Annotated in this window: 9 protein-coding genes; 7 read left to right on the forward strand and 2 right to left on the reverse strand. The window is 64.9% G+C overall.

Translation table 11 applies throughout. From position 1 onward, the window contains the following. The first annotated feature begins 28 nt into the window (after positions 1-28). Positions 29-418: a c-type cytochrome gene (locus ABE424_RS16720; RefSeq protein ID WP_346491764.1), complete on the forward strand. Its 390-nt coding sequence runs from the start codon at positions 29-31 to the stop codon at positions 416-418. Between the two features lie 15 nt (positions 419-433). Here the strand turns inward: ABE424_RS16720 and ABE424_RS16725 are convergent, their stop codons facing one another. After that, the gene (locus ABE424_RS16725) at positions 434-4,006 is read right to left on the reverse strand and encodes a transporter substrate-binding domain-containing protein (protein ID WP_346491765.1); all 3,573 of its coding nucleotides are present in this window, start codon (positions 4,004-4,006) and stop codon (positions 434-436) included. A gap of 74 nt (positions 4,007-4,080) precedes the next feature. Here ABE424_RS16725 and ABE424_RS16730 point away from each other — a divergent pair, with 74 nt between their 5' ends. Next, positions 4,081-4,719, forward strand: a complete 639-nt coding sequence (locus tag ABE424_RS16730) for a response regulator transcription factor (RefSeq protein ID WP_346491766.1) — start codon at positions 4,081-4,083, stop codon at positions 4,717-4,719. A gap of 60 nt (positions 4,720-4,779) precedes the next feature. Here the strand turns inward: ABE424_RS16730 and ABE424_RS16735 are convergent, their stop codons facing one another. Further along, positions 4,780-5,499: a class I SAM-dependent methyltransferase gene (locus ABE424_RS16735; protein ID WP_346491775.1), complete on the reverse strand. Its 720-nt coding sequence runs from the start codon at positions 5,497-5,499 to the stop codon at positions 4,780-4,782. Positions 5,500-5,689: 190 nt separating this feature from the next. Here ABE424_RS16735 and ABE424_RS16740 point away from each other — a divergent pair, with 190 nt between their 5' ends. The 5 genes from ABE424_RS16740 to ABE424_RS16760 all read left to right on the forward strand — a co-directional run bounded on the left by ABE424_RS16740 (position 5,690) and on the right by ABE424_RS16760 (position 14,349). Continuing rightward, complete coding sequence (locus ABE424_RS16740) at positions 5,690-8,515, forward strand: response regulator (RefSeq protein ID WP_346491767.1); 2,826 nt, start codon at positions 5,690-5,692, stop codon at positions 8,513-8,515. Further along, positions 8,512-9,732 (forward strand): EAL domain-containing response regulator, encoded by a 1,221-nt coding sequence (locus ABE424_RS16745; RefSeq protein WP_346491768.1) that lies wholly within the window; start codon positions 8,512-8,514, stop codon positions 9,730-9,732. The genes ABE424_RS16740 and ABE424_RS16745 overlap by 4 nt, the downstream gene beginning before the upstream one ends. Then, positions 9,729-10,400 (forward strand): response regulator transcription factor, encoded by a 672-nt coding sequence (locus ABE424_RS16750; RefSeq protein WP_346491769.1) that lies wholly within the window; start codon positions 9,729-9,731, stop codon positions 10,398-10,400. The genes ABE424_RS16745 and ABE424_RS16750 overlap by 4 nt, the downstream gene beginning before the upstream one ends. Positions 10,401-10,522: 122 nt before the next feature. Then, positions 10,523-13,678: an ATP-binding protein gene (locus ABE424_RS16755; RefSeq protein WP_346491770.1), complete on the forward strand. Its 3,156-nt coding sequence runs from the start codon at positions 10,523-10,525 to the stop codon at positions 13,676-13,678. 29 nt (positions 13,679-13,707) lie between these two features. Then, positions 13,708-14,349 carry a response regulator transcription factor gene (locus ABE424_RS16760; RefSeq protein WP_346478507.1) on the forward strand — a complete coding sequence of 214 codons (642 nt, stop codon included), beginning with the start codon at positions 13,708-13,710 and terminating at the stop codon, positions 14,347-14,349. Positions 14,350-14,399 lie beyond the last annotated feature (50 nt).

Below are 14,399 nucleotides of genomic sequence, written 5' to 3' on the forward strand. Positions count from 1 at the left end.
TCGTCCTGCCGGACATCTGCGCTGCGCCATGCCCCCTGCGTTCCGATCCACCCTGCCGCTGCTGGTCTGCCTCGTGCTGACCGCGTGCGCGCGTACCCCGCAGACGCCGGAACAGATCCACCAGCAGGATCTGCAGCGCGCGTTCGCGATCTGCGCCGGCTGCCACACGGTCAGCGCCGGTGGCGTGCACCGCTTCGGCCCGAACCTGCATGGCGTGATGGGCCGCCGTGCCGGCAGTGTCGCCGGCTACCCCTACTCCAACGCGATGCGCGAGGCCGGGCTCACCTGGAACGAACAGACCCTGGACGCCTTCCTGCGCTCGCCTGCGCAGGTGGTGCCGGGTACCCGCATGGTCAACGCCACCGTCGACCCGGAGCGTCGGCGCCAGGTGATCGAATACCTGCAGCAGCAGCGCTGATCGCCCGGGCGGCGCTCAGGACGCCTGCAGCCGCACAAGATAATCGCGCAGCGCCGCATCGAACGCACTGATCGCCTCGGCGTGCGCCGCCACGCCATCTTCGTCCACGCGGTCCATCAGGCCCCGTGCCTGGACCGCCAGCGCGCCCGCACCCAACGTTGCCAGGCCACCCACGATCCGGTGCAGCACCTCCACCAGCGCGGGCCCCGCCCGCTCATGCAGGGCCGCCTGCAGCCGCAGCAGATCGGCGGCGGACGTCGTGCACAGGCCCTCGATCAACACGTCCGCCACATGCGCCGATCCAAACCGGCGCACCAGGGCGGCGCGGTCGGGCGGCGCGTCGGTGACGCCCGATGCATCCGGTGCGGCTGACAGGGTCGGCGGTACCTCCGGCAACCAGTGCAGCAGTGTCTGACGCAACGTGGCCAACGCCACCGGCTTGATCAGCAGGTCATCGATGCCGGCCTCGCGGCAGCGTTGCAGGTCGTTCCCCATCGTGCTGGCGGTCAGTGCGATCACCGGCATCCGGGCGCTGCCGCGGTCACGCTCCTGGTCACGGATCCGCCGGGTCATGGCATACCCGTCCATGACCGGCATCCGGCAATCGGTGAGGACCAGGTCGAAGCGGGTGCGCGCGAGCAGCGCCAGCGCCTGTTCGCCATTTTCGGCCAGGAGGTGTGGCAGGCCAAGCTGCTGCATGCGCCAGCCCATCACCGCCTGGTTGGTGGGATGGTCCTCGACGATCAGTATCCGCCGCTGCAGCAGCGCGGCCGACAGCGGCAGCACCTGCGCCTGTTCTTCGGCGGCGCCAGGCTGCTCGTCGATCGGCACGGTGGGCAGGGTCAGCTGCACCTCCACGCAGGTGCCTTCACCCGGTGCACTGTGCAACATCAGCGTGCCGTGCATCAGCGCCACCAGCCGCTGGCAGATGCTCAGGCCCAGGCCGGTGCCGCCGTACTGGCGGCTGGTCGCCGCGTCGGCCTGCGCGAAGGGCGCGAACAGGCGCTCGCGCTGCTCGGGCGAAATGCCGATGCCGGTATCGCGCACGGTCAGGCGCAGCCGCTGCGCGCCCTCGGCATCGGTATCGAGCACCCCCAGCGCGATGCCGACCTCTCCTGCGTGGGTGAACTTGATGGCGTTGCTGAGCAGGTTGAAGGCGATCTGGCGCAGACGCAGGCCGTCGACCAGATGCATGGCCGCCACGTCATCGTCGATCTGGATCTGCAGGTCCAGTCCCTTGGCCACCGCCTGCGGAGCGAGCAGCTGCTGCACATTGCCGAGCAGCGCACGCAGCGCGACCGGGTGCGGCTGCAGCGACAGCGCACCGGCCTCGATCCTGGAATAGTCCAGCAGGTCATCGATAATCTGCCGCAGCATCTGCGCCGAGTCTTCGATCACGCCGATGATGCGGCGCTGCTCCCCGTCCAGCGAGGTATGCGAGAGCACCTCCATCATGCCCAGCACGCCCGACATCGGCGTGCGTATCTCATGGCTCATCGTGGCCAGGAACTCGGATTTCGCGGCCGTGGCGCGCTCGGCGGCCGCCTTGGCCAACGCCAGCGCATCGGCCTGCGCGCGCGCCTCGGTGACATCCACCCAGTAGCCGCTCCACAGCAGTGCGCCATCCTCGGCGTCGTAGGGCAGCGCGCGCGAACGCACCCAGCGCAGCGTGCCGCGTGGGGAGGTGCGGAATTCCATGTCCAACGGGGCGAAGTCGCGGGCGGCGCGTTCCATGGCCTGGCGGACACCGGCGCGGTCGCGCTCGTCGATGCGGTCCATCAGCACGCTTTCATCGGCCATCGCTTCGGCGGCGGTGACCCCGAACAGCGCTTCGGTGTCACCGGCGATATAGGGCAGGGACACTCGGCCGTCGCGCTCGCGACGTCCCTGGTAGACGATCGCCGGCAGGTTGTCGGTGACCTCCGCCAGCCGCTGTTCGACCCGCCTGCGCATCGCCACTTCCCCGCGCAGGCGCCAATGGCCCCAGCCATGCACCAGCAGTCCGGTCAGCAGCACCAGCGCCAGCGGCACCGCCCAGCGCGCGATCGCGCGCCAGTCCAGATCGCTGCGGTACTCGGCCGTGAGCCAGTCGCTGCGGATCGCCTCGTGCTCGCGGGCGCTCATGTTGACCAGCACCCGGTCGAAGGTCGTGGCCAGCGGTGCGTACTGGCGCTTGACCGCCAGCGACAGCCGGTCGCTGAAGCCGGCCGGCGCGGCCACGTGCAGCTGTGCGGGATAGTGCTCGCGCACGATCCGGTCGACGATCGCCAGGTTGCCGATGTACGCATCGGCGTCGCCATGGGCCAAGCGTGCCAGCGCCAGTTCGGCACTGCGCGCAGGCACGATGCGGGCGTTGGGCGCCTGCTGCAGGACGTAGCCGCGCAGGCGGTCCGGATCGGTCAGCAGGATGCTGCGCCCGTCCAGGTCGCGCACGCCCAGCACCGGGGCACTGCCCGTGGCGGTGACCACCACGTTGGGGACGGTGATGAAGGGCTGGCTGAACACCCAGTCGTCGCCCAGGTAGATGGAATCGTTGGGGATGCCCATGATCGCGTCGACGTCGCCGCGCCGCAGTTGTTCGCGCACGTCGAACCAGTCGTGGGCAGGGACACGGGTGAGCCGCGCACCGACGTTGCGCAGCAGCCGCAGGTACTCGGCCGACACACCGCTGGGTTGGTCGGCGCTGTCGATGAAGGCCAGCGGCGCCGCATTCGGTGCGAAGGCGAGCCGCAGTGGCGTCGCCAGCACGCGCTTCTCGGCGTTGCCCAGGATCAACTGCGACTGCACCGACCACACCGGTGCCTGCAGCCAGCGCCGCCGCAGCCGTTCGCGCTCGGGCTCGGCCAGAGCGGCCAGTCCCATGTCCAGCGCCTCGGCCAACGGCTGCTTGGCGTTGGGCACACCGAAGTGCAGGCGTTCCGGTGGCAGGTCACTGGGGCGCAGCAGCGCCACATCGGTCAGCCGCCGCTCGGCGATCAGCGCAGTGGCGACGTAGGCATTGCCGATGTAGACGTCGGCCTCGCCTTTTCCCACCATCGCGAGCGCGGCGGTGGTGTCGTCGGCCACCACGCGGCGGGCGGCGGGAAAGCGCGCGCGGACGTCTTCGCTGGTCACGAACCCGCGTTCGGTCACCACGCGCAGGCCGCGCAGATCGGGATCGGCCGATGCCCGCGTATCGCCGGGGCGACCGACCAGGGCCAGCGGGGCATCGGCATAGGGTCGCGTGTAGACCATGCAGCGGGTGCGGTCGGCGGTGAGGGTGATGTTCATCACCACGTCGACCTCGCCGCGGCACGCCGCGTCGAGCACGTCGGTCCAGTCGCGGTACATCCGCACCTTCACCTGCACGCCCAGCTGCTGCGCGAGCAGGCTCAGATAGTCGTAACCCAGACCCACGGGTTTGCCATCGCGCAGGGATTCGAACGGCGGCCAGCCGCTGTCGTACATGCCAAGGATGATGGTAGGGTGCCTGCCAAGCCACTCGCTCTGCCGGGGCGACAAGGCGGGAGGGTTGGCGGCGGAGGCCGATACGGCCCAGGCCATCGCGAGCAGGACCAGCACCAGCCAGCGAACGACGTGGGTACGCATGCTGCCTGATCTCCGTAGAATGATATCCCCATCCCGGCACGGCCCGACGGCTGCCTTACAGGCAATACTAGTCCATGACCCTGCGCATTATCATTGCCGATGACCATCCGGTCGTAAGGATCGGCACGAAGGCCGTGATCGAGTCCAGTGGCGTTGGCCAGGTGGTGGCCGAAGCCAGTACCGTGGCCGAGCTGATGACCGCGCTGTCCGAACACCCGTGCGATGTCCTGGTCACCGATTACGCGATGCCCGGCGGCCAGCAGGCGGATGGCTTCGCGATGATCGCGATGATCCGCCGGCGCTTTCCCACGTTGCCGGTGCTGATGCTCAGCGTGTCCAACAACCTGGCGATCCTGCGCATGGTGGTCGCTACCGGTGTGCTGGGCCTGGTCGACAAGACCTCCTCGATGGACGAACTGCCCACCGCGATCCAGACCGTGCAGCGTGGCATGCCCTACGTCAGCCAGACGCTGAAAGAGCGCATTGACGCGATCGGCACGAACAGTGTCGAAGAAGGCGAAGCCAAGCCGCTGTCGCCGCGCGAGGTGGAAGTGCTGCGCCTGCTCGGCAGCGGCATGACGGTCAAGGAGATCGCCCTCCATCTGCACAAGAGCGTGAGCACCATCAGCCGCCAGAAAGGCGATGCGATGTTGAAGCTCGGCCTGAAGGGCGACGCCGAGCTGTTCGATTACCTGCGCGACGGCGAACGCTGATCGCCGCCGTCCGCTGACGGCGTGGCGACTATCAACCCGCCCTCCCTCGTGAAACCATGGCTACAATCGCTGTGCGGAAAACAGGACCATCATCGGACGCTCCGCCTCTTCCGCAAGCGCTGGGTTAGCGTCAATCTGCTCCGCAGTCGGCCCCCACTCATTTACGTGGCGGATAGCAAAGCCGGCGGCAATCAACGCGTTCAATGTCGTGCTCAATGTCCGGTGGTACTTCACCACCCCGTCAGCCAGCCAGTTGCTGACGCGCTGGCCTTCGTTCTGGTAACTATTGACCGCCCAAGAACGCTGACCTTCTTCATCGGTGAGCCAAGCCTGACGTGGTGAGCACGTATAGATCGGGTGCTCCACCGTGAAGACAAACCAACCGCCAGGCGGCAGTGCCTGATGGGTGGAAGCAAACAGCGGGCCGATGTCCGGAAGGTAGTGCAGCGTCAGTTGGCTGTAGACCACGTCGAACGCCTGGCTCGGCAGTACGAGCTGCTCCAGATCGCCACGCTGGTAGCTGATGTCGATGTCGTCGGTGAGCTCTCGAGCTCGTGCGAGCATTTTTTCGGACAAGTCGATACCGAGCACCTTGGCAGCTCCGGCGGCTCGTGCCCTGCGGCAGAACCAACCGTATCCACAGCCAAGGTCCAGAACCCGTTTTCCCGTCAACACAGGGAGCATAGCCTGGATGGCCGGCCACTCGGGAGCGGCCTCCAGACCGAACTGCGAGCGCGGCAGTCGGGCATAGTCATCAAAAAAGGCCTGATTGTCGTAGATGTTCTAGGACACGCTGGACTCCGAATCAAATTCAATTCTAGAACCGGTCAACGCTACAGGAAACACCCTTACTGGCAGTTCCAGCCCCCGTCTGGCCGGAGCTGAACGGACATGCCGACCTCCGCGTGAGGAGACGGCCTTTAAGGATTGGCTGATGGAGTGGCTTGATGCGTCTCCATAGCATGCTTTCATGCATCGCCTCCTTCCACAGCACCCCGCGATTGACGCTCCTGCCGTCGCAGCCACCGTGCTGCTGCGGTGGCTGTCGGCGTGCATCCTGGTGTGCCTGGTCGGTACCGGGATCTTCTACGTCCTCGTTCAGCTGGGCGATGACGTCTCCGTACACAGGCGCGGGATGAACGCTGCTGCGTATCGAGCGCAGCTTTATGTGGACCAGCGCGAAGCCCTCCTGAACTATCTGGTCGACTCGGTCGTCAACGTCCACACCTCCAGCCGGAAGGCGCGCGCCTCGACGCGTGACGATGACCGGAACGTTCGTCGACTCCGATTGGGTACGGCGGGCGACGGACAGGAATTGACTCTGCTCCTGTCGGCACGGGCTGAAGAGACCTTGGCCGATTTTGGCGTGCGCTTGGTGCACATTGACGGCACCTCAGTGGCCGTTCGCTCGGCTGCTCACGAGGAGCCGAGCGCCAGTTTCATCTCTCGACAACACACCGTGGGAAGCCCGCTGGCGCCGGATGGTGAACGACCTGGCGATAGCCGGGTGCGCTGGGTTGCACCAACACAGACGGGTTCGCCTATTTATCTTTATCGGGCGATCGGCGGCGCGGAACCAGACGCTTCCCACTGGCTGGGATTGGCGATTGACTCGGACGCCATGATCAAGACCCTGAATGGCAACGGCATTGGCGACTTTGCTTTGCTGGACAAGCACGGGGAGGCAGTCCTGACGCAAGGGGAGCGCTCCCCTTCCGCAAACTGGATGCGTCGGCATGCGCAGGACGAGTTCGGATGGATCTGGGACGGCGCTCGTCCCGAGGGCCTGGCACTGGTCAAGGGCATTGGCGAGGACGGCTGGCGGCTGGTGTACCACGCGCCCCTGAGCCTGCTGCTGGTTGATATCGCGCCCCATCTGGGCATTTCGCTGCTGATGTCCCTGGCTGGCGTGGTTGCGCTGCGTGCGCTGACCCGACGCATCGACCGCCAGTTGATCCAACCGGCGCTGCTACAGCATCGACAACTCCTGGAGAGCTTCGATTTCGGCAGCACGGTGATCGAGATGGCGCCGGTCGGAGTTTGCGTGCTGCGCGGCCACGATGGCACCCCGATGGTGGAGAACCAGCTTGCACGTGACTGGCTTGGCAACGATGCCGCAGCAGGCGACTGGCTGGGCAATCTGCGAACCGGCAATGCGGATCCGTTGGGCGAACGTCGCAGCGCGGACTACACCACCAGCGATGGCCGACAACTCCAGGTGCTGGCCGCTCGGACCCGCTATCACGGCGAAGATGTCCTGCTGTGCGTTTTCAACGACGTGAGCCGACATCGTCAGATCCAGGCGGCCTTGTCCGCGGCAAAGCAGGCGGCTGACGCCGCCAGTCAAGCCAAGACTGCCTTTCTTGCCACGATGAGCCACGAGATCCGGACCCCTCTGTATGGCTTGCTCGGCACGCTGGAGCTGTTGGCGCATACGTCACTGGACGCTCGACAGAGCCAGTACCTTGCAACCATCGAGCAATCCTCTTCGGCCCTGCTTCAGCTGATCAGCGAGATTCTCGATGTGACCAAGATTGAATCGGGTCAGCTCACCTTGGTCGTGGCACCGTTCTCCCCCTTGGATCTGGCGGAGTCGACCCTTCGTGCGTATGCGGCAGCCGCTGAAAGGAAGGGAATACGGATCATGGTATGCACCGACCCCGAGCTGCCGGACGAGGTCCTGGGCGACGCCGGTCGGATTCGGCAGATTCTGGGAAATCTGTTGAGCAACGCGATCAAGTTCACTGACAGCGGGAACATCTGCCTGCGCGTCCGGCTGGTCGCCCGTGAGACGGATATGGTGACCGTAAGCTGGCAGGTCACCGATACTGGCGTAGGCATCGCGCAAGACGAGCATGCGCGTCTGTTCGAACCCTTCCGTCAGATCGGCACACACCACCGCTTGGAAGGTGCCGGGCTGGGATTGTCCATCAGCGACCGACTGGTGCGGCTGATGAACGGCGACATCCGTCTGGTCAGCGAGCCCGGGCTGGGCAGCAGTTTCACGATGGTGCTGCCGCTGAAGGCCGATCCGCGGGCCACGCCCGAGGACAGTGCGCCCAAGTTGCTGGCGCAACCGCTGATCTATGTCCGATGCTCTGTTTCCGAATTGGCAGATAGTGGGAGCGAATGGCTGCAGCGGTGGGGTGCCACCGTGCGTCGCTATGAACCGGGGATGCCGCTCGCGCCGGACCAGGACGCCATTCTGCTCGACAGCGACCCACGCGGCTCTCCCCCCGTCAGCTGGCGGGGTCCCCGCGTCACCGCACTGCCTGATGCAGGCGATACGCCCGTCGTTGATCCGGAGAACCCCCGCCACCTCACCGTCACGATGTTCAGCATCCGCGCCATTGCAAACGCGTTGGCGCGGCTGCAACAGAGCGACGCCCCTGTCCCGATGGCAGCGGTATCCCGACCCGACGCGCTGGATCTGCGGGTGCTGGTCGCCGAGGACAATCCGATCAATCGCATCATCATGAAGGAGCAGCTGGAAACACTCGGCTGCAGCGTCCTGACAGCAACCGACGGCCAGCATGCTTTGGAGCTGTGCCGGTCGCAACCGTTCGACGTCGTGTTGACCGACATCAACATGCCGCGCATGAGCGGGCATGCGTTGACCAGAAGCCTGCGTCAGCACGACATCCTTGTCCCAGTGATCGGCGCGACAGCCAGCGCCACCCCTGAAGAGCGTGAACGCTGCTTTGCCAGTGGCATGGCCGGCTACGTGGCGAAGCCCGTTGACATCGGTACCTTGCGCCGCGCCCTGACCCAACTGTCCCACGGAGCACCGGCATGACCATCCGCCATGTACTGATCCTGGAAGACCAGGCCTTCCAACGCAGCATGCTGGCTCAGCTCTTCAACAGCGCATCGAGAACCCACGCAGATACCTCGGGCGATGGCGCCGATGCGCTGGCGATGTGCCACTGGCGTCCCTACGACCTGGTCGTCACCGACATGATGATGCCCGGGGTGGATGGCATTCAGTTCATCCAGAGCCTGGCTGCCCAGGATCGGAAGCCGGCACTGGTATTGGTCAGCTCGGCGTCGACACGCATGATGTTCTCCGTCCGTCTGATGGCCGAATCCTTGGGATTCAGCGTGCTTGCGGTGCTCCCAAAGCCCGTATCCCCTGGCGATGTTGCCGATGTGATGGCGTTGTTGAGCCAGAAGCAGGAAGGCGCGCATCGCGTCGCCGCCGTCAGCAAGGAGGCCAAGCTCCCGTTGGCGGCAAGCCGCGACACGTTGTGGCGGGCCATGAAGAGCGGTGAGATCACGGCGTGGTTCCAGCCGAAAAAATCGCTGGGCTCCGGCCTTGTGGTGGCGGCCGAGGCGTTGGTCCGCTGGTGCCACCCAGAACAGGGCTTGATATCGCCCGGTCAGTTCCTACCGTTGATCCAGGAAAACTCACTCGAGCTGGCACTACTGCGGCACATGGTGAAGATGAGCGTTCGCGCGCAGGCCCAGTGGCGCGCGAGGGGCTTTCGAATTCCCGTATCAGTCAATTTGCCTCCCCATCTCCTGGAAAGAAGCACCTTGCCGGAGGAACTGGCGGAGCTGACCATTGAGCACGGCGGCTCGCCTGCTGATCTTTGTTTCGAGCTGATGGAGAGCAGCACCACCCGGCACGTGAGCGACTATTACGCTGGTGCCTGCCGCCTGCGCATGAAAGGCTTCGGGTTGGCCCAGGATGACTTTGGACAGGGACTGAGCTCCGTGCACAACCTGGTGAGCGCTCCATTCACCGAGGTGAAAATCGATCGGTCTCTGGTACATGGCTGCACGCGGGATTCTGCACTGCGGAGCGCCTTGAGCACCGTGATCACGCTTGGCCAGAAGCTCGGCCTCAACATCGTCGCCGAAGGTGTGGAGACGGATGAAGAGCTGTCCACGCTCCGTGCACTCGGCTGCACACAGGTGCAGGGCTATCTGATCTCCGCCGCGATCCCCGCAGACGCCTTCGCAGAGCTTTTGAATGGTGAGACGCGCGCCCAGCGGAATGACGGCCGATGAAACGCCAGGACGGCCGAGGGACGTCCCGCGTTGTGATTGCTGACGATCACCCGTTCATACTGGCGGGCGTTCGTGAACTGATCGAGCAGGACGCCCGATTCCGGGTGGTTGCACAGGTGAGTGATTCCGCCGCACTCATGAGAGCGCTCCATACGCAACAACCTGACATTCTGATCACCGACTACCTGATGCCCGGCGATTCCCGCACCTGCGATGGCTCCGTGCTCATCGGCAGGCTGCACAGGGCGTTTCCCTCACTCCCCATTCTGGTTCTGACAATGATCACCACCCCGTGGATGATCGATGAGATGTACAGGGTCGGAGCGCACTGCGTGATCACCAAATCGGGGGATCCGGCTGAACTTCTCAGTGCACTGACAGCGGCACGGATGCAGCGCACTTATCGGTCAAATAGCGCTGGTCGTTCCAGCGCAACGACTGCCCCCCCTCAAGCGCCTCGACACGGCCTGTCGCCGCGGGAGCTGGAGGTCGTCAGGCTGTTTTCCAACGGCCAGACCGTGAGTGACATCGCGGCGAGATTCAATCGCAGCCGCTGTACCGTCAGCGCGCAGAAGGCCAGTGCGAAGCGCAAGCTCGGTACGAGGAGCGACCAGGAACTGGTGGCGCTGGGCCTGAACTTTGTCGGGATGGGTGACCAGGTCACCTGACGGGAGCCCGTGAATGGTTGCAGGGGCCAGACCGCTGGGGGGACCATCACCGTCCCGTGCGCGCCCGGGTTCCTATCGATTATCCTTCGCAAGGGCCGCTCCGCCCGTCAGACGAGATATGCATGCCGGTCGAGTCCACTCCCGTGCGCTTGCTTGCGCGCAGGTCCCTGTGGCTGCACAGCCTGCTCGTGGGCACCATCGCCGTGGCCACCATTCAGGCCGGTCTTCTTCTCTCCAGCTCGCTACAGCTGCTTCGGGAAGAGCAGCAGAAGGTGGATTTCCACTTCAAGCGGCTTTCTGGTGCGCTGCACGAACAAGAGCGCTTCATGGCGCGCTGGCAGGGCCATCAGCTGGATCCCGCGGATTCAAAGCGCGCCACGCCACGCTTTCTGGACGCCAGTCCTTACCCCGCAGCCTTCTCTCCATTTTCCGTCGTAAGCAGCACCGGATCCCCGCCTTCACCCGCAGCAACGGAGTTGGGCAGAGCTTTCTCAGGGTTCTATGGCAGCTTTTGGTCCGATTCGCGCTATCCATCGCCCCGTTGCCTCCTGCTCGATGGCACCGGCACGATGGCAGCGCTGGTGCCGCATGCACTCCCCATAAGCGGTTCGGATAACGCCGCGGATCCAACCCTGCGCCGGATGATGGGCATCATTCACGCGGAAGCCTTGATCACAAACCCGCAGAACGGCGGCATGGGGTGGCACCGACGTGATCTGGCCGACGGGAGCCGTTGGTTGCTGTCCGTCATGCGCTCCCCCCAGGATGCGGTCCTTTGGGCCGACGGCAGGACCCCGGCGATCTCCTGCATGCTGGATGTGTCCCGCATCGATGACCACCAGCAGGTGCTCGGAGAGCCTATTTACGACCGGCTTTCGATCCTGGCCCCCGACGGGCGGCTGCTCTACGGGCCGGAGGTCGATGGTGGCGGCGGGCAAAGCAGACACTACAGCGCCGGGAGCATTACCTATCGCATGCGTGACGCTGAAGGCTGGCAAGCGGTCTATCAGGTCGGCTGGGCGCGCGTGCTGCTTCACCAGCGTTGGCCCCTGATCGGCGGCGTGATTGCGGCCATCCTGCTTGCGCTCGGTGGCATCGTGGCGCTTCGCAGCTACCGCCGCTCCGTCCTGGTGCCGCTGCGCAGGAATCAGGAACGGCTGCAGGAGAGCGAGGCGTTCAGCCGCACCGTCCTGGAGGCCGCTCCGATCGGGCTGTGTCTTCTTCGCAGCAGTGATGGCAGCGTGGTTCTGGAGAATGCGCTGGCTCGCGAGTGGCTGGGTGCTCGACACGACGCGCCCGGCTGGGATGGCACGTGGCGTCAAGATGCACTGACGTTGGTGAAATCCGGGCAGAGCCGCACGATTCCCTACCGGACACCGGATGGACGCCACCTGCTGATCAATACCACCCAAGCCCGGTATCGCGGCGAGCCTGTCACCCTTTGCCTGTTCATCGATCTCACTGCACAGCATGAAGCCGAGCAGGTTCTACAACAGGCTCGGCAGGAGGCCGATCAGGCGAACCGCGCCAAGAGCCTGTTCCTGGCGACCATGAGCCATGAGATCCGCACCCCCCTGTACGGCGTTCTGGGCACGCTGGAGCTGCTTGGGCTCACCGCGTTGGACAGTCAGCAGAGAGACTACCTGAGCACCATCCAGCATTCGTCCTCCACGTTGATGCAGTTGATTGGCGACATCCTGGACGTGTCCAAGGCCGAAGCCGGACAGCTGGTCCTGGAGCCCGTGCTGTTCTCTCCGGCCGAACTCACCGAAGAGGTACTCCGCTCATATGCCGCGTCCGCGACGCGGAAGAACCTGCAGCTGTATGCCTGCATTGATGGCGACGTGCCTGAGCACGTCCACGGCGACGGCGCGAGGATACGTCAGGTCCTGAACAACCTGGTCAGCAACGCCATCAAGTTCACCGAGGCCGGCCGCGTGGTCATCCGGCTTCAGGCACGGGACGTGAGCGGGCGAAAGGCGACGCTCGCCTGGCAGGTGGCCGATACCGGGATCGGGATCGAGGAACACCATCAAGCGCATCTCTTCGAAGCGTTCTATCAGGCCAATCCGGGCGCCGATGCGCAGCGGGGCACCGGCCTTGGGTTGGCGATCAGCGCGCAACTGGTGGGCCTGATGGGCGGCCAACTGAGAGTGGTCAGTGACACGGGGCTTGGGAGCAGTTTCAGTTTCGAGCTCGAGCTGGACCGGCCAGAGGATTCCTCCCCGAGCGGACGTTCCGCCGACGCAGAGCAGCGCGTTTACGTGCGCTCGCCGGCCGGCGAGCTGGTTGACACCCTGTGCGCCCGTCTGCGCAAGCGCGGTTTCCTCGCGCAGGGGCTTCACCGGGACCCGGGCATGGATACGATCCCCGGCACGCCTCTTCTGGAGGTCCCCATGAATGGACCGATCGGCGCATGGGACGGCCCTCACGTGGTCGCCCGCACCGGCGGCGGCGATCATCCCCAACAGGTCAACGGCGTATGGCTGGTGTCCATGCACCGGCTCGATGCGATGGTCGATGCACTGCTCCTCGCGACCGGCCGCCCACTGCCACTGCAGGGGGAACCGTCGGCCAAGGCGTTCCAGCCGCTCCACCTGAGCGTTCTGGTCGCAGAGGACAACCCCATCAACCAGATGATCCTGCGTGAACAGCTGGAGCGTCTCGGGTGCCATGCCGTCGTCGCCAGCGATGGCGCCGAGGCATTTGATTATTGGACACGTCGTCATTTCGATGTGGTCATCACCGATCTGAACATGCCGCATGTCGATGGGTACGCACTGGCAGAGCGGCTGCACGGGCACGGCATAACGGCGCCGATATTCGGCGCCACCGCAAATGCCGACCCCACTGAGCGCGCGCGTTGCCGCAGCGTGGGCATGGCCGATTGTCTGGTGAAGCCCATCCGGCTGGACGATCTGTACCGGCATCTGAGCCCCTTGGCGGTTACCGGATCCAGCCCGGATGTCCTCTTGGTCGCTCCGCGGATGCGGACGCTCTTCCTGGAAACCATGCGTGATGATATGGCCGCGCTGGCAAGATCACAGGAGATCGGGGATCTGCAGGGCGTCAAGCACATGCTGCATCGCCTGCGTGGTGCGCTGGTCATAGTGTCGGCAGAGCCGTTGGCCGATGAGAGCAAGCGTATCGAGGATAGAATCGATGACGGGACCAGTGCGGAGGACTGCGTGCCTGGCATCGATGCATTCATTGTCCGATTGGAATGCGCCCTGGCCCATCTCGAGTCGACATCCGTCGACCCGACCGATCCACCTTGACCTTTCCCCCGCGATCCGGAGACCCCGCCTTGAAGACCAAGATCGTCATTGCCGACGACCACCCGATTGTGCTGGCGGGCATCGCCGATCTTGTTGATCGCGACCCGCGCTTCCAGGTTGTCGGTCAGGCACAGGACCCGGCCGGGCTGGTGGACCTTGCACAGCAGCATGCGCCGGACATCATCATCACTGACTACAGCATGCCTGGTGACGAGCGGATGGGGGATGGGATCAAGCTCATTTCCTACCTGACCCGCAATTTCCCGGACACTCGCGTTCTGATACTCACGATGGTGTCCAACCCCTCCATCGTTGCCGAAATGTATCGCGCGGGTGCCAGCGGTGTGGTGCGCAAGAGCGGGAATCTCAATGAGCTCGACGGGGCCCTGACCAGCCTGCTGGCACAGCGGATATACCGTTCCCCCGAACTGCCTCGCGAAGAAATGGTGCCTGAGGCTGGCGAGCCCACCTCGGCCGCCACCTTGTCGCCCCGGGAGTTCGAAGTGATTCGGCTGTTCGCCAGCGGCCAGAGCGTTGGTGACATCGCGCGCGCGCTCAATCGCAGCAGCAAGACAGTCAGCACGCAGAAGATCAGCGCCATGCGCAAGCTGGGCACCCGGACGGATCAGGAACTGGTCGCGTTCTGTCTGGAATCAGGCCTTTTCGGCTGATCGAGTCGCGGTTGCTTCGCAGGAAGACGTAGAAAAGCCCGCGGTCTTTC

This window comes from Stenotrophomonas sp. TWI1149, from assembly GCF_039673155.1.
In the GTDB taxonomy this organism is placed as follows: domain Bacteria; phylum Pseudomonadota; class Gammaproteobacteria; order Xanthomonadales; family Xanthomonadaceae; genus Stenotrophomonas; species Stenotrophomonas maltophilia_AA.